This window comes from Sinomonas soli (genome assembly GCF_054782415.1).
The window spans coordinates 17,290-35,048 of the sequence record NZ_BAAGSN010000006.1; the positions used below are offsets into that span (position 1 = coordinate 17,290).

Here is a 17,759-nt window from a genome sequence, read left to right on the forward strand (position 1 = left end):
GGGACGACGGCGAGGGCCGGGACGACGGCGAGGGCCGGGACGACGCGGGGGCCCCGCCCCCGGGCGCCTTGGTCAGCTGGGGCAGACCTTGCCGATGTTGTTGAGCGCGTCCGAGAACTGCTTCTGCTGTTCCGGCGTGGCCACGGCGGTCGACGAATCGGCGACCTTCTTCTGCATGTCCGCCATGCCCTGGATGATCGTCCCGATCGAGGGGTCGACCTTCTTCGCCAGGTCCGCGTAGTGGTCGGCGATCTGCTTGGCCTGCTGGACCTGGTTGCCGGTGGGCTTGAACTGGTCGTTGCTGAGCAGCTTGCAGCTTTCCTGGACGCTGAGGCGGCCGTCTGCGCCGCAGGCGGTCAGCAGCATCATGGCCGCGAGGGCGGTGGCGAGCAGGCCTCTCTTCATGCAGTGGCTCCCTGGGGATCAGCGACGCACGGCGTCGCAGGCGGGTGATCGGAACGGCCCACCAGTCTACCGGACGGCAGCGACGAGGGCGGTGGCGAGGGCTGCGACGCCCTCCCTGCGGCCGGTGAAGCCGAGGTGGTCGGTGGTCGCGGCGCTCACGCTGACGGGCGCGCCGACGATCTCGGACAGGAGCGCCTCGGACTCTGCGCGGCGGGGCCCGAACTTGGGACGCTGAGCGACGAGCTGCACGGCGACGTTCCCGATCTCGTACCCGGCGTCCCGCACGATCCTGGCCGCCTCGCGCAGCAGCGTCGCCCCCGAGGCCCCGCAGTACTCGGGGCGGTCCGTGCCGAAGTGGGCGCCCAGGTCGCCGAGGCCCGCGGCGGAGAACAGCGCGTTCGCCGCGGCGTGGGCCACCGCGTCCGCGTCAGAGTGGCCGGCGAGCCCCCGCTCGCCCTCCCACAGGAGCCCCCCGAGCCACAGCGGGCGGGGCGCGTCCTCGGGCGCGAAGGCATGGACGTCGATGCCGATCCCGGTGCGGGGAAGGGTCATGGGGGCTCTCCTGGGGTTCCGGGGGTGTGTCTAGTGCTCAGCCCTGGGCGGCGACAAGGGTCTCCGCGACATGGAGGTCCATCGGGGTCGTGACCTTGAACGCCTGCAGGTCGCCGGGGACGACGTAGACCGGGGTGCCGATCGACTCGAGGAGCATGGCGTCGTCCGTGATCGCGGCGGCCTGCTCCGGGTCCCACGTCGCGGCCAGCTCGTGGGCGCTGCGGAGGGCAGCGAGGTCGAACCCCTGCGGCGTCTGCACGGCGCGCAGCTGCTCGCGCACCGCGGTGCCGGTCACGACCTCGGCCGCGACCGCGGCCGCGTCGCCCTCCGTCGGTGCGGTGGACTTGATCGTGTCCACCACGGGGATCGCGGGCACGACGGCGCCCGCTCCCCTCTCGAGCGCCTCGGCCACCCGGTGGAACACCTCCGACGGCGTGAGCGGGCGCGCGGCGTCGTGAACGAGCACGTGGACGGTGCCGGGGGCCAGGGCAGCGAGGGCCGCGCGGACGGAATCGGCGCGCGTCTGTCCGCCGGGCACCGCGGTGATCTCGGGGGCCAGCTCGCCGAGTTCCTCGGCGAAGGTGCGGCACAGCTCGGTGAGCTCGGTGTCCCCTTCCGGGACCGCGACGCAGATCTGGCGGGCTATCCCGGCCCCGGCCGCCCCGCGGAGCGCGTGGAGGAGCAGCGGCGCGCCCGCGAGCGGAACGAGCGCCTTGGGGACGCCGTACCCGAGCCTCGTCCCCGAGCCCGCCGCCACGATCACGACGGCGGTCGGGGACGCAGGCTGGGGGGAGGCATCAGTCATGGGCTCCAGCCTAGACGAACGGCCCGGGACGCCCGGAAACGCGCGAAGGCCCCGGCATACGCCGGGGCCTTCGCGGACATCCTTGCCTCTGGAGGGCCTGCCTCAGGAGGCGAGGACCTCGTCCAGGACTGTCGCAGCCTGCTCCTCGTCCGTCTTCTCGGCGAGCGCGAGCTCGGAGATGAGGATCTGGCGGGCCTTGGCCAGCATGCGCTTCTCTCCCGCGGAGAGTCCGCGGTCCTGATCCCGGCGCCAGAGGTCACGGACGACCTCCGCGACCTTGATCACGTCGCCGGAGGCCAGCTTCTCGAGGTTCGCCTTGTAGCGGCGGGACCAGTTGGTCGGCTCCTCGGTGAACTCGGCACGGAGGACATCGAACACGTGCTCGAGGCCTTCCTTGCCCACGACATCGCGGACCCCGACAAGGTCCACATTCTCGGCCGGTACTTCAATCGTCAGGTCACCCTGAGCCACTTTGAGCTTGAGATACATCTTCTCTTCGCCCTTGATCGTGCGCATCTTGATCTCTTCGATCTTGGCTGCACCGTGGTGGGGGTAAACAACCGTCTCGCCAACCTCAAAAACCATGTGGACATTCCCCTTTCCCGCAGACTAGTCTACCACGTTCCCCCTCCGGACCGGGCCCCCGGTCGCCCCGCGAAGCCCGGAATCACGCGGAAGTGGGGCCCTTCCGGTACCCCCAGGGGGGTTGACCCAGCGCGAAAAGCATGCTTCACGTCCGCGTCGCGCGCGTGCCGCGCGCGGTCAATGAGGGCGGGGTGGGGCAGTCGCGCCGAATCTACAGAACGTCGAAATTGGCGATACGCTAGGGGCGACCAGACACCTCACACCCTCTTCAGGAGCCAGCTGTGCGTTTTTCTGCAACGAAGCCGGCCAAGCGCGTCGCTGTCCTCGCCGCGCTGGGCGTCGGCCTGCTGACCGCCACGGGCTGCGGCTACATCAACGCCCAGCAGACCACCCACGTGTACTCCCCCTCGGACGGCGTCCGGGCGGACGTCGGCTCGCTGCAGCTGCGCAACATGCTCATCGTCTCCGCTGACAGTGCGGCCACCTCTTCCGCCTCCGCAGGCACCGCCGGCGGCCCCGGCCGCCTCGTCGGCACGGTCTTCAACCCCACCGAGCAGGACATGACCCTCACGTTCAAGGATGGCTCCTCGACCGTGCGCATCGACGTCCCGAAGAAGGGCGAGGTCCAGCTGGCCAAGCCCGGCAGCAACGTGTCCCTCACGCATGCGGGCGGCATCCCCGGCGCGCTCGCGAAGGTCTCGTTCACGGCCGGCAGCACGAGCCAGGACGTCCAGATCCCGATCATGGACGGCACCCTGTCCGAGTACCGCCAGTACATCCCGAGCCCGTCCGGGTCCGCCTCGGCCACCCCGTCCGGCTCGGCCACGGGACCCGCCACGGCGCCCGCGAGCCCCTCCGAGTCCGCCTCGGCCACTCCGAGCCGCTGATCCCACCGCCCCACCGGGCGCCGCGACGCGTCGCCTGACGCAGCCGCGGACAACGCCGGGCGTTCACCCCGCACAGGGTGGGCGGCCGGCGTCGTCCGTCTGAGGGTCACCCCAGAGGGGCGGGGGCGGGGCGGGGCCTGGGGGCGAGCGGAACTCAGGGCTCGAACTTGTAGCCCAGCCCGCGCACGGTGACGAGGTGGCGCGGGTTCGAGGGATCGGGCTCGATCTTGCTCCGCAGGCGCTTCACGTGCACGTCCAGGGTCTTGGTGTCGCCCACGTAGTCCGATCCCCACACCCGGTCGATGAGCTGGCCCCGGGTGAGCACGCGGCCCGAGTTCCGCAGGAGCATCTCGAGCAGCTCGAACTCCTTCAGCGGCAGGGACACCTGCTCGCCGTCGACGCTCACCACGTGCCGGTCCACGTCCATGCGCACCGGCCCGGCCTGCACGGTCGAGGAGATGAGCTCCTCGGGCTCGCCGTGGCGGCGCAGGACCGCCCGCACCCGCGCCACGAGCTCGCGCGAGGAGTAGGGCTTGGTCACGTAGTCGTCGGCGCCGAGCTCGAGGCCCACCACCTTGTCGATCTCGGAGTCCTTCGCGGTCAGCATGATCACGGGGACGCCCGAGCGGGCGCGGAGCTGCCTGCACACCTCCGTCCCGGGGATTCCGGGAAGCTGGAGGTCGAGGAGCACGAGATCGGCCCCGTTGCGGTCGAACTCGACCAGGGCATCGTTCCCGTTGTCGACGACCTCGACCTCGTAGCCCTCCTTCGCCAGAAGGAACGAGAGGGGGTCGCTGAACGACTCCTCGTCCTCGACGATCATGATCCTGCTCAAGCCATCGCTCCTTGCTCCGGCGGCCCGCTGGCCGCGCTCTGGTCTTCCGTGCCGCCCTCCATGTCCGGCAGGCGCACCGTGAAGGTCGAGCCCTTGCCGGGCTGCGACCACACGGTCACCTCGCCGCCATGGTTCTCCACGACGTGCTTCACGATGCTCAGGCCGAGGCCCGTCCCGCCCGTCTGCCGCGAACGGGCCGCGTCCGCGCGGTAGAACCGCTCGAAGACGCGCTCCTGGTCCTCGGGCGCCATGCCGATCCCCTGGTCCGTGACGGACACGGACACGAGTCCGTCGCGGTGCCGGAGGCCGATCCCCACCGTGGTGTTCCCCGGGGAGTACCGTACGGCGTTGTCGATGAGGTTGCGGAAGGCGTTCGTCAGCAGATCCGGGTCGCCGAAGACCTGGGCGTCGACGTGGCCGCCCACGCGGACCTCGATGTCCTTGGCCTCGGCAGCGAGTCGGGAGCGGTCGACGGCGTCGGCGACCACCTCGTTGATGTCCACGGCCTTGCCCTGGTGCACCACGTCGGCGCCCTGGAGACGGGAGAGCTCGATGATGTCCTGCACGAGCGCGGCCAGCCGGCTGGCCTCCTTGTGCATGCGCGCTGCGAAGCGGCGGACGGCGTCCTCGTCGTCGGGGCTCGCCTCGAGCGCCTCGGCCAGCAGCGAGATGGCGCCCACGGGCGTCTTGAGCTCGTGGGAGACGTTGGCCACGAAGTCGTTGCGGATGCGCTCCGTGCGGGTGATCTCGGTCCTGTCGTCGGCGAGCAGCAGGATGTACTCGTCGCCGAGGACGGCGGCGCGCACATTGACGATGATGGTGCCCTGGCCGAGCGGTCCGCGCGGCAGCTCGAGCTGCTTCTCGAGGATCACCCCGTTCCCGCGGACCTTCGCGGTCATCTGCAGCAGCTCGCGGTGCACGACCGTGTGGCCGCGGACGAGCCCGTAGGCGTAGGCGGCGGGGCTCGCGCGGACCACGCCGTCGACCGCGTCGACCACGACGAAGGCCTGGCCGAGCACCGAGAGGACGTCCGCGGCGCCCTCGGGGAAGCTCGGCTCCGCGGCCGGCCCCTCGAGGAGCTGGCGCTGGCGCTGGCTCGCGCTGAAGGCGAGCACGCCGAAGGCGCCGAAGGACAGGCCGATCAGGGCCGCCACGATGCCGACGACGAGAGGGTCCACGCTCCTTAGCTTAGGCCGCGACCCACCGTGGGCGGACCGCCCTGGTGGCTGGCGGGGGCCGGTTCAACTAACGTTCACCTCAAGGCGGCGAACTGTTCATTGACCGCTGGAAGTGTGACGAGTCGGAGCGCCCACCGGGGCTCTGCCTCGTCGAGCCGTGAAAGGACGCCACCGTGCGAAAGGTATTCCAGGAGGAGCTGCAGAAGGTCCACGAGGACCTCGTCGAGATCTCTCGCCTCGTGGCCACCGCGCTCGACCGGGCCGTCGAGTCGCTCACGAACGCCGACGTCGAGCTCGCCCAGGAGGTCATCGCCGCCGACGCGCGGATCGACTTCCTGCAGACGGCCCTCGATGAGAAGGCGATCGAGATCCTCGCCCTCCAGGGCCCCGTCGCGTCCGACCTGCGCATCATCGTGGGCTCCCTGCGGATGAGCGCGTCCCTCGAGCGCATGGGCGACCTCGCCCGCCACGTGGCCCAGCTGACCCGCCTCCGCTACCCCGAGAAGGCCACCCCCGAGTCCCTCGCGGGCACGTTCGCCCGGATGGCCGAGCTGGATGCGGAGATCATCAACGAGGTCACCGCCCTGCTCGAGGACCACGACCTCACCCGGACGAGCCGCATCCAGGCCGCGAACGCCGAGCTCGACGAGCTGCATGCGGGCATCTTCCGCGCCATCGCCGACCAGACGTGGACCGGCTCGCCGTCGGTGGCCGTCGACGTCGCGCTCCTGAGCCGCTACTTCGAGCGGTTCGCCGACCACGGCGTGTCCGTGAGCCGGAAGGTCTCCTACCTCGTCACGGGCGAGTGGGACGGGGACAACACCTCGAACTGAGCCGAGTACGACGCCGGCCGCCCTCCCCAGGGCGGCCGGCGTCGTGTTTCCGTGGTTCCTACTTGCGGCCCTGGTTCTTGACGGCCTCGATCGAGGCGGCGGCCGCCTCCGGGTCGAGGTAGGTGCCGCCGGCGGTGACGGGCTTGAAGTCCTCGTCCAGCTCGTAGACGAGCGGGATGCCGGTGGGAATGTTGAGGCCGGCGATGTCCTCGTCGCTGATGCCGTCGAGGTGCTTCACGAGTGCACGCAGCGAGTTGCCGTGGGCGGTCACGAGGACCACCTTGCCCTCCCTGAGGTCTGCCTTGATCTCGGACTCCCAGTAGGGCAGGAGCCGCTCGAGGACGTCCTTGAGGCACTCGGTGCGCGGGATGTCGTCGCCGAGGTCCGCGTAGCGGGGGTCGCCCACCTGCGAGAACTCCGAGTCGTCCGCGAGGGGCGGCGGCGGGGTGTCGTAGGAGCGGCGCCAGACCATGAACTGCTCCTCGCCGAACTCCGCGAGGGTCTGGGCCTTGTCCTTGCCCTGCAGTGCGCCGTAGTGGCGCTCGTTGAGGCGCCAGGAGCGCTTGACGTCGATCCAGCCGCGGTCCGCGACGTCCAGGGCGATGTTCGCCGTGTTGATCGCGCGCTTGAGGCGGGACGTGTAGAGGATGTCCGGCAGCAGGCCCTTGTCGGCGAGCATCTGGCCGCCGCGGCGCGCCTCCTCGCGGCCCTGGTCGTTGAGGTCCACATCCACCCAGCCGGTGAACAGGTTCTTGGCGTTCCACTCGCTGTGCCCATGGCGCAGCAGGATGAGCGTGTAGGTCATGGGGCCATGCTATCGGGCGCGACCGCGGCCCACGCGACCGTTACTTCGCCGAGCCGCCACCTGCTGGGGCCGTGGAGCACCGGCCATCCGGCGGCCTTCACGGCCCGGCACATGGCGAGCCACCGCTGCCGCACGCCGAACGGGGCGAGCGGCGCGGCGGCCAGCCACGCGGCGTCGAGCGCGGCGAGGAAGGCGTGCACGCGCTCCCCCGGCACGTTGCGGTGGATGAGGGCCTTGGGCAGGCGCTCGGCGACGTCGGAGGGCCGCTCGAAGGAACCGAAGCGGACGGCGAGGGAGAGCGCGCGGGGACCGGCGGCGTCGAGCGTCACCCAGGCGGCGCGGCGGCCGATCTCGTCGCACGTGCCCTCGACGAAGATGCCGCCGGGAGCCAGGCGCGAGCGGACGAGGTCCCAGATGTCCGGGACGTCGCGCTCCTCGTACTGGCGCAGGACGTTGAAGGCGCGCACGAGCGCGAGCCGGCCGTCCACGGGGAGCTCGAAGCCGCCCACCCGGAAGTCGAGGCCCTCGCGCTCGAGGGGCTTGGCGGCCGCGACCCGGCCCGGCTCGATCTCGATGCCGGTCAGGCGCAGGTCCGGGCGCACCTCGCGCAGCCGGAGGAAGAGCTCGACGGCGGTGATGGGCGAGGCCCCGTAGCCGAGGTCCACGGCGTGCGGGACCGGCGGGTGCAGCAGGAGCCGGCGGGCCTGGGTCCCGGTGATCCACCGGTCGACGCGGCGCATCCGGTTGGGGTTGGTGGTTCCCCTGGTCACGTTGCCGACGACGCCGCCGCGTACCACCCGCACGGGCCTCGCCTTCTGCACCACGGACGCCAGCCTAGCCGTCCGCGCCCGTGCTGCGGGGTGACCTCGCGGGGCGGAGGGTCAGCGGTGGGCGACCGCGGGGCGGACGTCGGCGAGGTAGACGCCGGCCGCGGTCACCGCGGCGATGTTGAACAGCCCGTAGCCGCCGAACCCGAAGATGAAGCCGCTGCCCTGGGGCAGGATGACCCCGAGCACGCTCACGAAGGCCGCCGCGCCGGTGACGCCGAGCCAGAAGCCCTTGGTGCGCTTCATGCGCGCCTCGAACATGGGCGCCTTCCGGATCAGGCAGTCCACGAACGCCCAGACCGCGACGGCAGCACAGATCAGCCCGGTGACGTAGAACGAGGCGAACTGGATCCAGAAGATGAGGAATTTGCCGTCCACGCGATCAGCCTACCGTCCGGAGCCGAGCGCCTGGCGGAGGTCCTCCCACAGGTCCTCGACATTCTCGATTCCCACGCTGAGCCGCACGAGTCCGTCCGGCACCGTGTGCGGCTCCGCGAGGTGGCGGCGGCGGCGCTCGATGGTCGACTCGACGCCGCCCAGGCTCGTGGCCGGCAGCCACAGCGCGACGCGGCCCACGAACGCGTCGGCGGCCTCGGCGCCGTCGAGCTCGATGCTGATGACCGAGCCGAAGCCGGCCAGCTGGGCGGCGGCGCGCTCGTGGCCGGGGTCCGAGGGCAGCCCGGGGTAGCGCACGCGGGAGACGGCACGGTGGGCATCGAGACGGCGCGCCAGCTCGCCCGCGGTGGCCTGGGAGCGCTCGACGCGCAGGGCCAGGGTGCGCAGCCCCCGCAGCCCGAGCCAGGCCTCGACCGGGCCGGCGATCGCCCCGTGCAGGGTGCGGTGCTGGTGCAGGCGGGCGCGCAGCTGCTCGTCCGCCGTCACGGTGACGCCGAGGAGCACGTCGGAGTGGCCGGCCAGGTACTTGGTCGCGGAGTGCACCACGACGTCCGCGCCCACGCCGAGGGGCTTCTGCCCGAGGGGGGTCGAGAACGTGTTGTCGACGACCACGAGCACGCCTGAGGCGTGCGCGGCGGCGACGAGGGCCGGGAGGTCGGCGACCTCCATCATGGGGTTCGTGGGGCTCTCGACCCACAGCATGTCGGCGCCGTCCAGCGCCGCGACCGTGGCGCCCGTGTCCTCGATGTCGACCTCGAGGAGTGTCAGCTCGCCGCGCTCCGCCTTGAGCTGGGCGAGGCCGAGGGTGCCCGAGTAGGAGTGCCGGGGCGCCACGAGGACGCCGCCCACGGGGACCAGGCTCAGCGCCGCGGCGACGGCGCCCATCCCGGAGCTGAACAGCAGCGCCGGCAGCGGGGCGCCCTCGAGCTTGGCGACCGCGTCCTCGAACGGCTCCCAGGTCGGGTTCGAGAAGCGCGCGTACCCGCGGGCGCCCTCGCCCACCCCGCCGAGGCCCACGAAGGTCGACGAGAGCACGATCTCTGGGTTCACCGGGGAGTCCGTGCCGCGCTGGGGCCGGCCCGCGGCGACGGCCAGCGTCTCCGGTGCGAGGGCTGCCAGGGCTGCGTCGTCGAGGTGCGGGTACTCGGGGTCGGCTGTCATGCGTCCCAATCTAGGACACGGTGAGCCCGGACACGGCGAGCGGTATCCACAGGGCCCGGGGGCCTTTGCGGCGACGGGCACATCCACCGGTAACCTAGAAGCGGTGATCTCCCCCGTCGTCTCCCAGTCCAGCCCCCAGCCCGGAGTTCCGCACGGCTCAGGCCTGCGCTCCGCCGCGGGGCTCTTCGTGGCGTTCGAGGGCGGCGATGGAGCGGGCAAGTCGACCCAGGCCCGGCTCCTCGCCGAGGCCCTCCGCGCCGAGGGGCACGAGGTGCTCCTGACCCGCGAGCCGGGCGGGACGGAGATCGGCGAGAAGCTGCGCGGCCTCGTGCTCGAGCACGGCCACGGCGAGATCGATCCGCGCACCGAGGCGCTCATCTTCGCCGCGGCCCGCGCCGCCCACGTGGCCCAGTCGATCCGCCCGGCCCTGGAGCGGGGCGCCGTGGTGATCACGGACCGGTACATCGGCTCCTCGGTGGTCTACCAGGGCGTGGCGCGCGGGCTCGGCCCCGAGGACGTGCGCGGGCTCAACGAATGGGCCACGGAGGGCCTCTGGCCGGACGTGACCGTGGTGCTCGATGTGGACGAGGGCGAGGGCCGCGCCCGCCGCACCGCAGGGCAGGGCGAGGAGGACCGGCTCGAGTCCGAGCCCGACGACTTCCACCGCAGCGTGCGCAGGGCCTTCCTCGACCTCGCCGCCGCCGATCCGGCGGCCTACCTCGTGCTGGACGCGGCCCGGGCGCCCGAGGACCTCGCGGCGGACGTGCTCGGGCGGGTCCGGGCAGCGCTCACCGCGCCCGCGGCGGCCGGCGAGGCACCGGCATGAGCGTCTGGGACGAACTGCGCGGCCAGGCCCCCGTGGTCGAGCAGCTGCGCCGCGCTGCCGCCGGCGACGGGCTCACCCACGCCTGGCTGTTCACCGGCCCCCCGGGCTCGGGCCGCTCCACGGCGGCCAAAGCCTTCGCGGCCGCCCTCAACTGCGAGGCCGACGACGTCATGGCGCGCGGCTGCGGGGAGTGCCCCGGCTGCCAGGCGGTCCTCGCCGAGACCCACCCCGACGTCGAGTTCGTGCGGACCGAGAAGGTGACGATCACGATCGACGAGGCCCGCGAGATGGTCGCCAAGGCCGGCGACCGCCCGCAGACCGGCCGCTACCGGGTGATCGTGGTCGAGGACGCCGACCGCATGGCCGAGCGGACCACCACCGTGCTCCTCAAGGCCATCGAGGAGCCCACACCGCGCACGGTGTGGATGCTGTGCGCCCCCTCCCCCGCCGACGTGCTCGTGACCATCCGCTCGCGCTGCCGCCCGGTGGGCCTGCGCCTGCCGCCGGTGCAGGACGTCGCCGCGCTGCTCGTGGAGCGCGACGGCGCCGACGCGCGCCTCGCGCTCGAGGCGGCCCGGGCGGCCCAGAGCCACATCGGGATCGCGCGCCGGCTCGCCAACGACCCCACGGCACGCCAGCGGCGCACCGACACCGTGCGCGCTCCGCTGGCGCTCGCCACCGTCTCCCAGGCCGTGGCCCTCGCCGAACAGCTCGTGAAGATCGCCACCGAAGAAGCGAACGCGTCCAATGACGAGCGCGACGCCGCGGAGCGGGCCCGGCTCCTCGAGACCCTCGGGGTAGCCGAGGGCGACAAGCTGCCGCCCTCGCTGCGCGCGCAGGTCCGCCAGCTCGAGGAGGACCAGAAGCGCCGGGCCAAGCGTTCGGTGACGGACTCCCTGGACCGCACCCTCACCGACCTGCTCTCGTTCTACCGGGACGTGCTGATGGTCCAGCTCGACGGCGGCCTCGAGCCGGTCAACGCCGAGCTGGCCGAGGACATCCGGGCCTTCGCCGCGCAGTCCACGCCCGAGGCCACCCTAGCCCGCATGGACGCCATCAACACCACCCGTCAACGCATCACCACCACGAACGTCGCCCCGCTGCTCGCAGTCGAGGCGATGGCCGTTGCCCTGATCTGAGGAGACCCGTGACGTTCCCTGCTTCCCCGCGCCCCGCCGGCTCCCGCCCGGGCTCCAGCGCCGCCGCAGCCCGCCCGCGGACGGCGCGGGGAGGCGTCGTGCGCGAGAGGCCGCGGCACGCCAGCGCCGCGGCAGCGCTGGCCGCGATCGTGACGGCCCTCCTGGTCCTCACCGGCTGCACCCCGTCCGCGGGCGGCTCGCAGCCCGGCAGCGATCCCGCCGCCACCCAGGGCGCCCCCGCGGGCCTGGAGAAGTTCTACACGCAGAACGCGCAGTGGAGCCCGTGCGAGGGCGGGAAGTTCGACTGCACCACCGTCAAGGTGCCGGTCGACTACGCCAACCCGGCCGGCGACACCGCCGACCTAGCGCTCATCCGCCTCAACGGGCGCAACGCCAAGGGGAGCCTCCTGGTCAACCCCGGCGGTCCGGGCGGGTCCGGGTACGACATGGTTAAGGACTCGGCCCAGACCATGTTCTCCGCGAAGCTCCTCGACTCCTACAACGTGATCGGCTTCGACCCGCGCGGGGTCAAGCGCTCGGCACCGGTGACGTGCGTGAGCGACCAGGAGCGGGACGCGCTGCGGGAGTTCACTGCCGACCCCGGCACCGACGCCGGCCTCGCGGCGACATTCGCGGAGCAGAAGAAGCTCATCGACGCGTGCCAGGCGCACAGCGGGCCCATGCTGGCCCACACCGACACCGTCAGCGCGGCCAAGGACATGGACATCATCCGTGCCGCGGCGTCCCGGCAGGTTCAGCTCGACTACCTCGGCTACTCCTACGGCACGTTCCTCGGCTCCACCTACGCGACCCTCTTCCCGGACCGCGTGGGCCGCATGGTGCTCGACGGCGCGCTGGACCCCTCGCTCGACAACCACGAGATCACGCGCGGCCAGGCGCGGGGCTTCGAGGCCGCCGTGCACGCGTACGTGCGCTCGTGCCTCACGCAGTCCGACTGCCCGCTCTCCGGGTCGGAGGACGCCGGCGTGGCGAAGATCCAGGCCCTGCTCGCGACCGTGCGGCAGAGCCCGCTGCACACCAACAGCGGCCGCACCATCAACGTCACGGACTTCGTCAACGGCTTCATCCTGCCGCTGTACAACGACAAGAACTGGCCGGCCCTGACCCAGGCGCTCGTGGGCGCGTTCAAGGGCGACGGCAGCGGAATGCTCCGGCTCGCGGACATCGCCGCAGACCGCGAGCAGGACGGCAGCTACAGCTCCAACAGCAACTTCGCCTTCATGGCGTACAACTGCCTCGACTACTCCACGGACGCCTCCCCCGCCGCGATGCGCGCCGAGGCGGCCCAGCTCAGGCAGGACTCGCCCACCCTCGGGGAGTTCTTCGCCTACGGCGGGGTCAACTGCCGCGACTGGCCGTACAAGCCCGTCCGCACCCCCGCCCCCGCGCACTACACGGGGCAGAGCCCGATCCTCGTCGTGGGGACCACCGGCGACCCGGCGACCCCGTACGAGTGGGCCGGGAACCTCCGCAAGCAGCTCGGCAACGCTGCCCTGCTGACGTGGAAGGGCGAGGGGCACACCGCCTACGGGCGCGGCTCGACGTGCGTGGACAACGCCGTGGACTCCTACCTCGTGGACCGGAAGGCGCCCACCGACGGCACCCGCTGCTGACCGGCCGGCTCAGCGCCGGGCCGGCTCAGCGGTGGGCGGACTCAGCACTGGGCCGGCTCGTCGGGCCAGAGCAGCCCGGGCAGGTCCGCGATCGAGGGCACGACGGCGTCGGCTCCGGCGGCGCGCAGCTCGCCGGCGGCCTGTGCTCCCGTGAGGACGCCGACCGCGCCGCCCGCGCCCGCCCGCCGGCCCGAGACGATGTCGGCCTCGGTGTCGCCGACCACGACGACGTCGCGGACGTCCTCGACATCGAGCGCCAGGACCGCGGTGAGGACCATGTCCGGGTAGGGGCGGCCGCGGCCGGCGTCCTCGGAGCAGAGTGAGAGGTCGGCCAGGCCCATCCACCCGAGCGCCTCGAGGACGCTGTTCTGGGTGTGGCGTCCGAACCCGGTCGCGAAGCACACCTTGACGCCGCGCTCCCGGAGCAGGTGCACGGTCTCCTCGGCTCCCGGGACGGCCGCCACGGCACCGGCCGCGATCATCGCGTCGTACGCGTCCGAGAAGGCGCGCGAGGCCGCCCGGGCGGTGCCGCCGTCGTCCGTGAAGACGCGGGAGAAGAGCTCTGCGCGGTCCAGGCCTGCGCTGCGGCGGGACTGCGCGAGAGCGTCCGCGAGCCGCTGCCCCTCCACTCCGCACGCGTGCAGCACCTGTTCGACTGCGCGTTCGGCGGCGCCGCCGTCCGTCACGGTGGTGCCGTTCATGTCCAGCACGGCAAGGCGTGGCGTGCGCTCGGCAGCCGGCCGCAGGTGCAGCGTCACGGACGGGACCTCGTTCCTCTTGCCGGCACTCCTCCTGGCCGGGGTCTGCCGAGCATCCCAGCCGCCGCGGTCAGGCGCCTGAACGCGCCGGGTACGCTCGGTGAACAGCTTCCGGGCGCGCGGGCCAGAAGGCCGCCGACGGACCGCGGCCCGTTTTGACCCCGGGCGAGGCGCTCGACTACAGTTGTCTCTCGGTGGTTCGACGAACGGCGGACCACTGGAACGCCTCCTTAGCTCAGACGGTAGAGCGTCTCACTCGTAATGAGAAGGTCAGCAGTTCGATCCTGCTAGGAGGCTCCAAGAACCCCTTCTGACCTGCGGAAACGCAGACAGGAGGGGCTTCTTCATGTCCAAGGGTCCGATTTATGGTCCGACTTTGCCGACCACCGCGGGGAGGGCGCCGCACCTCTCCGCACACATGCTGTGCATGACCGAGAGACCAACACCGCGCACGCGCGACGACTTCCCCGAGATCCTCCTCACCCGTCAGGAGGCGGCCACCTACCTGGGCCTGTCCAAGGCGTGGCTGGCCAAGATGGCATGCCGAGGAATCGGCCCCGCCTACTACAAGCTGCCTGGCGGCACCGTCCGCTACGAGCTCGAGGCCCTGCGCAGGTGGGCGGGCGTGACCGGGAAGAAGGCCGCCTGATGGGGCGACGCGCGATGGAGCCTGGCGAGCGAGGCGAACCGTTCGTCACTCCGAAGAAGGACGCAGCGGGCCTGTACCGGGCGCGGTGCTACTACTGCACGCCGGACGGGGTACGCCGCGAGGCAACCGCGAAGAGCCGCACGAAGGGCCTCGCCCGGGCCGCAGTCGAGGCAAAGGTCGATCAGGCCCTAGAAGCTGCCCAGGGGCCTGCAGTGACCGTGGAGTCCGTCGTGTGGGCTTGGCTTGATTCACGGCCCGATAAGAATGACGACTCGAATGGCATCTCCCCCCAGACCCGGGCAGGGTACGCAGGCCACATCAACCGGGTCATCGTCCCGGCCGTCGGGGATCTGCCGGTGGCCGACCTCACGCCTGGCAGAGTCCAGAGGCTGCTCAAGGGCCTGGTGAGCGGCGGACGGGGATACAGCACTGCGAGTTCGGTGCTGTCCATCCTGGCGCCCGCCCTGCGGGACGCCGTGACAGACGGGCACATCGCAGCCAATCCGGCGGCCGAATGCAGGGCACCCGTTCCCTCGAAGAAGAAGCCGCGCGTCCTCACGCAGGCCCAGCTGGAGGTGGTCCACCGGGCGGCGCGCGAATGGCAGGCGGGTGAGGTCCGTGGGCCGGCACGCTCGGGCTACCTGGTGGACACACTTTCGGTGATGCTGGGAAGTGGCGTGAGGATCGGCGAAGCACTAGCCCTCACGTGGGACGACATCGACTGGGAGCTGGACCTCATCCACGTGCGTGGAACCCTGGTGGAGCAGGCCGGCTACACCGACAGCAAGCACCAGCGGGTCGCGGGGCGGTTCTTCCGCCAGCCCTGGCGCAAGGGTCGCAAGGACGGACCCGAGCTCATAGTCGAGGCACCGAGCTGGGTCATGGCGGTCTTGGCGCGGAGGCACCGCGAACGTCCAGCCCTGAATCCTCACAACCTCTGCTTCGTGACCGCCAGAGGGACATTCGTAAGACCCTCGAACGTGCGCTCCCACTACCGCAAGGCCAAAGCGCTAGCAGGGATCGATGTCGAGCTCGACTGGGCCGTACCCCACAAGCTCAGAGGAACCGCCCTCACGGCCGTCGCCGATGCGGTCGGCCTCGCCGAAGCAGCAAAACAGGGCGGTCACGGAAACATGTCGGTCACGAGGCGGTACTACGTTCCCCAGCAGGCGGAGCCCGTGAGGCACGCTGCGGCGCTCGAGGGTCTGGCGCCCGGTCGAACCTTCCTCTAGCTCACATGAAGTGGCGGGGTGCAACCAAGTCCCCTCGCGCCCCGCCAACGAAGGCACAAGTCCTCGGCTGGTCCAGCCCTTCGGGTCTTACCGTCCGTCACATCTCTGCGGTCCGCTATCGCCATATCCATCAGCGTCTGGCGTCCGGGATGCTCACGAGCTGAATCTGGCCATGTTCTGGAGGGTGAGCCCAATGTCCTGGATTTCGCGGCTCGTGGAAGCCGCCTGGGCCCCATGCAAGACGTCATCTGATTTGAAGTGGGCGTTGTAGTTCTTCCTCAGCCAGTCCTTGAAGCTGAGTCGCACAGCGGGGGTCACCTGCCGCGTGTAGGTCTCGTACTCCCCGTTGAGTTCCTGCCAGGTTGTGGGCGTGCTCATAAAGCTCGCCTCAGGCAGGTACATGACGATGTCCCGCTTCCGAAGACCGTGGACGTTGATTCGGTCGAGCTGGGCTGTGTCAAGGGCAGCATGGCCGAGTTCTTGGAGCCATTTCACTTCGCTGCCTCCGGGGACCTTCTCCAGTTGGCTCAAGGACCGTCGGGCACCCTTAACGTTGCCTTCTGCGGACTGCGTTTGGGCCTCGCCCCAGATCGGCCGGATGCGATGCATGAGGAGCCCATCGAGGACCACCAGGAAAGCGGCCTCGGTTGCCGTGAAAAGGAACTTCGCCTCGGCTACCGACCTGAGGTCCTTCGCTCCGCGGAGCGCCAGAATCCGCGCTGATGCCTTGCGCAGGTCCTCAGCGAGCAGATGGCCCAAGACGATTTCATCATGCAGACCTTCAACCAGAACGAACACCCGCGTCAGCTGGAGGACGTCCCCCAAGGTAAGGCCGAGTTGCTCACTGATCTGCGAAAGGCTCCCTTTCGCAGCCGAATCGATGCGGTGCACCGCGGTGGGCATTCCCGGGAGCCGGGTTGTCCTCAGGATGTCTGAGTTCGACCGGAGGTCGAGGAACGCGGGAGCATGCGACGCTGCCAGCACGGTGAGGGCGGGGTCCTTCGCGCAGAGACCGCTCAGTGCTGCCGGGAGGTCCTTCTCTCTGAGCCGATGGAGTCCCCGCTCGGGTTCGTCAATCATCAACATCCGCGGCCTGCCGTCCTCCTCGGCCTCAGCCAGAGCCCATTGGACAGCCGCGACGGCCCACCTCTGTTCCGCGCTCGAAAGGCCTGCAAGCGCGAAGGAACCTTCCCGTCCCGGGGAATGCGCCGGCATCGCGCGCCACTCCGGGGTCTGGCCGACGAACCATGCCTTCGGCGCTTTCAGATCAATGAACAAGCGGTAGTGCGGGTAGCCCATGAGCGCGAAGAAGTCGTTGGCCCGGTCCTCGATGTGCCGCACCGTCTTGTCGAATGCAGGATTGAATCGGACTTCTTCGTCGATAACGTCGATGAAGCCCTTCGTCCCGGAAGCCATGCCGACGAGCGCCAGGCCAGTGGCCTCACCGATCCTACGGGCCGACACCCCATCGGTGATCAGGGCAATTGGGCTGACCGACGCGCGGCCAATTGCGAGCTGCGGAGCTGGCCAGGTCCGCGGCCAGAAGCAGTATTGGCCCGCCTCCTCGGCGGGAGCGACCAGCGGAAGGTCCTCTCGCGCTGGACTGTCCAGCAGGAATGGCAGCACGGGAGCACGGTCGAGCTCATCCGCGAAGTCCTGCGCGCGGAACTCCCCCTCACCCGTCCTGTAGAGCTCCGCCTGCTCCTGCAGGCGGCTCTGCCAATCCGCATAGGCGCCAACCTGAGCCCATTCGTCGTCCCCGAGCTGTTCGCCGAGGAAGGCTTCCCATTGCGGATGGTCTTCGGCCCCGGCGGCCACGAGAGAAACGACGATGCTGTCGCCGACGGGCGCCACATCAGCTTCTGCGCGGGCGGCAATTGCTGAGACTGCCCACTGCCAGAGCCGCTGTCTCGTTGTGCCTTCTGCGTCGCTAAGGTCGACGTTTAGGCCCTCCCAGAGCGAGTACTCGAACGGGCTCACCTCCGACGGGTCCGGATCGCTGGCCAGACCAGTCAGCCGGACGTGAAGATAGGCCTTCGACCCCGCGCGGGCCCGGCCCCGAAGTGCGTCCAAGACGCCATTAAGAAGCGAGGACTTCCCGGCGCCGTTGGGGCCGAAGAGGGTGGACAAGCCTGCCTCTAGAGGGAGATGTATCTGTTGCAGGGGAGGCGGACCGAAGAGGCTGACTCCAATGACCTCGTACCCCTCTGAGCGAACGGCCATCGATACTCCCATCGCAATCGGAACAGCAG

Annotated in this window: 19 protein-coding genes and 1 tRNA gene; 8 read left to right on the plus strand and 12 right to left on the minus strand. The window is 70.7% G+C overall.

All coding sequences use genetic code 11. The features are described 5' to 3' along the window. Positions 1 to 72: 72 nt before the first annotated feature. The 4 genes from ACYVKZ_RS05705 to ACYVKZ_RS05720 form a co-directional block, all read right to left on the minus strand. Positions 73 to 405 (minus strand): hypothetical protein, encoded by a 333-nt coding sequence (locus ACYVKZ_RS05705; protein ID WP_460991101.1) that lies wholly within the window; start codon positions 403 to 405, stop codon positions 73 to 75. A gap of 66 nt (positions 406 to 471) precedes the next feature. Next, positions 472 to 957 carry a 2-C-methyl-D-erythritol 2,4-cyclodiphosphate synthase gene (ispF, locus tag ACYVKZ_RS05710; protein ID WP_460991102.1) on the minus strand — a complete coding sequence of 162 codons (486 nt, stop codon included), beginning with the start codon at positions 955 to 957 and terminating at the stop codon, positions 472 to 474. A gap of 37 nt (positions 958 to 994) precedes the next feature. Continuing rightward, positions 995 to 1,762, minus strand: coding sequence for a 2-C-methyl-D-erythritol 4-phosphate cytidylyltransferase (ispD, locus tag ACYVKZ_RS05715; RefSeq protein WP_460991103.1), 768 nt, complete (start codon positions 1,760 to 1,762; stop codon positions 995 to 997). A 102-nt stretch (positions 1,763 to 1,864) separates the two neighbouring features. Further along, positions 1,865 to 2,347: a CarD family transcriptional regulator gene (locus tag ACYVKZ_RS05720; RefSeq protein ID WP_066495480.1), complete on the minus strand. Its 483-nt coding sequence runs from the start codon at positions 2,345 to 2,347 to the stop codon at positions 1,865 to 1,867. 281 nt (positions 2,348 to 2,628) lie between these two features. Here ACYVKZ_RS05720 and ACYVKZ_RS05725 point away from each other — a divergent pair, with 281 nt between their 5' ends. Then, on the plus strand, positions 2,629 to 3,234 hold the full coding sequence (locus tag ACYVKZ_RS05725) for a hypothetical protein (protein ID WP_460991104.1): 606 nt from the start codon (positions 2,629 to 2,631) through the stop codon (positions 3,232 to 3,234). A 154-nt stretch (positions 3,235 to 3,388) separates the two neighbouring features. On the opposite strand, the gene ACYVKZ_RS05730 is transcribed toward ACYVKZ_RS05725, so the two are convergent. Next, positions 3,389 to 4,069: a response regulator transcription factor gene (locus tag ACYVKZ_RS05730; RefSeq protein WP_307112472.1), complete on the minus strand. Its 681-nt coding sequence runs from the start codon at positions 4,067 to 4,069 to the stop codon at positions 3,389 to 3,391. Continuing rightward, on the minus strand, positions 4,066 to 5,247 hold the full coding sequence (locus ACYVKZ_RS05735) for a sensor histidine kinase (RefSeq protein ID WP_460991105.1): 1,182 nt from the start codon (positions 5,245 to 5,247) through the stop codon (positions 4,066 to 4,068). The genes ACYVKZ_RS05730 and ACYVKZ_RS05735 overlap by 4 nt, the downstream gene beginning before the upstream one ends. 173 nt (positions 5,248 to 5,420) lie before the next feature. On the opposite strand from ACYVKZ_RS05735, the gene phoU reads away from it, so the two are divergent. Beyond that, entirely contained in the window at positions 5,421 to 6,080 is a 660-nt protein-coding gene (gene phoU, locus ACYVKZ_RS05740) for a phosphate signaling complex protein PhoU (protein WP_307005826.1), read from the plus strand. Between the two features lie 58 nt (positions 6,081 to 6,138). On the opposite strand, the gene ACYVKZ_RS05745 is transcribed toward phoU, so the two are convergent. Genes ACYVKZ_RS05745 through ACYVKZ_RS05760 form a run of 4 tightly spaced genes read right to left on the minus strand, consistent with a single transcriptional unit; the run spans position 6,139 to position 9,269 of the window. Beyond that, positions 6,139 to 6,885, minus strand: coding sequence for a phosphoglyceromutase (locus ACYVKZ_RS05745; RefSeq protein WP_460991106.1), 747 nt, complete (start codon positions 6,883 to 6,885; stop codon positions 6,139 to 6,141). Continuing rightward, complete coding sequence (locus ACYVKZ_RS05750; RefSeq protein WP_460991107.1) at positions 6,882 to 7,709, minus strand: class I SAM-dependent methyltransferase; 828 nt, start codon at positions 7,707 to 7,709, stop codon at positions 6,882 to 6,884. Before ACYVKZ_RS05750 ends, ACYVKZ_RS05745 begins: the two co-directional genes overlap by 4 nt. A gap of 57 nt (positions 7,710 to 7,766) precedes the next feature. After that, the gene (locus ACYVKZ_RS05755; protein WP_460991108.1) at positions 7,767 to 8,090 is read right to left on the minus strand and encodes a DUF2516 family protein; all 324 of its coding nucleotides are present in this window, start codon (positions 8,088 to 8,090) and stop codon (positions 7,767 to 7,769) included. 9 nt (positions 8,091 to 8,099) lie between these two features. Next, the gene (locus ACYVKZ_RS05760) at positions 8,100 to 9,269 is read right to left on the minus strand and encodes a trans-sulfuration enzyme family protein (RefSeq protein WP_460991109.1); all 1,170 of its coding nucleotides are present in this window, start codon (positions 9,267 to 9,269) and stop codon (positions 8,100 to 8,102) included. A 163-nt stretch (positions 9,270 to 9,432) separates the two neighbouring features. On the opposite strand from ACYVKZ_RS05760, the gene tmk reads away from it, so the two are divergent. From tmk to ACYVKZ_RS05775, 3 genes are read left to right on the plus strand one after another with little or no spacing between them, the layout of a single operon-like run. Beyond that, on the plus strand, positions 9,433 to 10,095 hold the full coding sequence (gene tmk, locus ACYVKZ_RS05765) for a dTMP kinase (RefSeq protein WP_460991548.1): 663 nt from the start codon (positions 9,433 to 9,435) through the stop codon (positions 10,093 to 10,095). After that, positions 10,092 to 11,234, plus strand: a complete 1,143-nt coding sequence (locus ACYVKZ_RS05770) for a DNA polymerase III subunit delta' (RefSeq protein ID WP_460991110.1) — start codon at positions 10,092 to 10,094, stop codon at positions 11,232 to 11,234. Before tmk ends, ACYVKZ_RS05770 begins: the two co-directional genes overlap by 4 nt. An 8-nt stretch (positions 11,235 to 11,242) precedes the next feature. After that, a complete protein-coding gene (locus ACYVKZ_RS05775) occupies positions 11,243 to 12,868 on the plus strand; it encodes an alpha/beta hydrolase (protein WP_460991111.1) in 1,626 nt (541 codons plus the stop codon). Between the two features lie 41 nt (positions 12,869 to 12,909). On the opposite strand, the gene ACYVKZ_RS05780 is transcribed toward ACYVKZ_RS05775, so the two are convergent. Next, a complete protein-coding gene (locus tag ACYVKZ_RS05780) occupies positions 12,910 to 13,626 on the minus strand; it encodes an HAD-IA family hydrolase (RefSeq protein ID WP_460991112.1) in 717 nt (238 codons plus the stop codon). 224 nt (positions 13,627 to 13,850) lie between these two features. On the opposite strand from ACYVKZ_RS05780, the gene ACYVKZ_RS05785 reads away from it, so the two are divergent. From ACYVKZ_RS05785 to ACYVKZ_RS05795, 3 genes are all read left to right on the plus strand, one after another. Beyond that, positions 13,851 to 13,926: transfer RNA gene (locus ACYVKZ_RS05785), tRNA-Thr, on the plus strand. 127 nt (positions 13,927 to 14,053) lie between these two features. Beyond that, positions 14,054 to 14,275: a helix-turn-helix transcriptional regulator gene (locus ACYVKZ_RS05790; RefSeq protein WP_460991113.1), complete on the plus strand. Its 222-nt coding sequence runs from the start codon at positions 14,054 to 14,056 to the stop codon at positions 14,273 to 14,275. Next, entirely contained in the window at positions 14,275 to 15,507 is a 1,233-nt protein-coding gene (locus ACYVKZ_RS05795) for a site-specific integrase (protein WP_460991114.1), read from the plus strand. Before ACYVKZ_RS05790 ends, ACYVKZ_RS05795 begins: the two co-directional genes overlap by 1 nt. Positions 15,508 to 15,660: 153 nt before the next feature. Here the strand turns inward: ACYVKZ_RS05795 and ACYVKZ_RS05800 are convergent, their stop codons facing one another. After that, the gene (locus ACYVKZ_RS05800) at positions 15,661 to 17,637 is read right to left on the minus strand and encodes an ATP-dependent nuclease (protein ID WP_460991115.1); all 1,977 of its coding nucleotides are present in this window, start codon (positions 17,635 to 17,637) and stop codon (positions 15,661 to 15,663) included. Between the last annotated feature and the right edge of the window lie 122 nt (positions 17,638 to 17,759).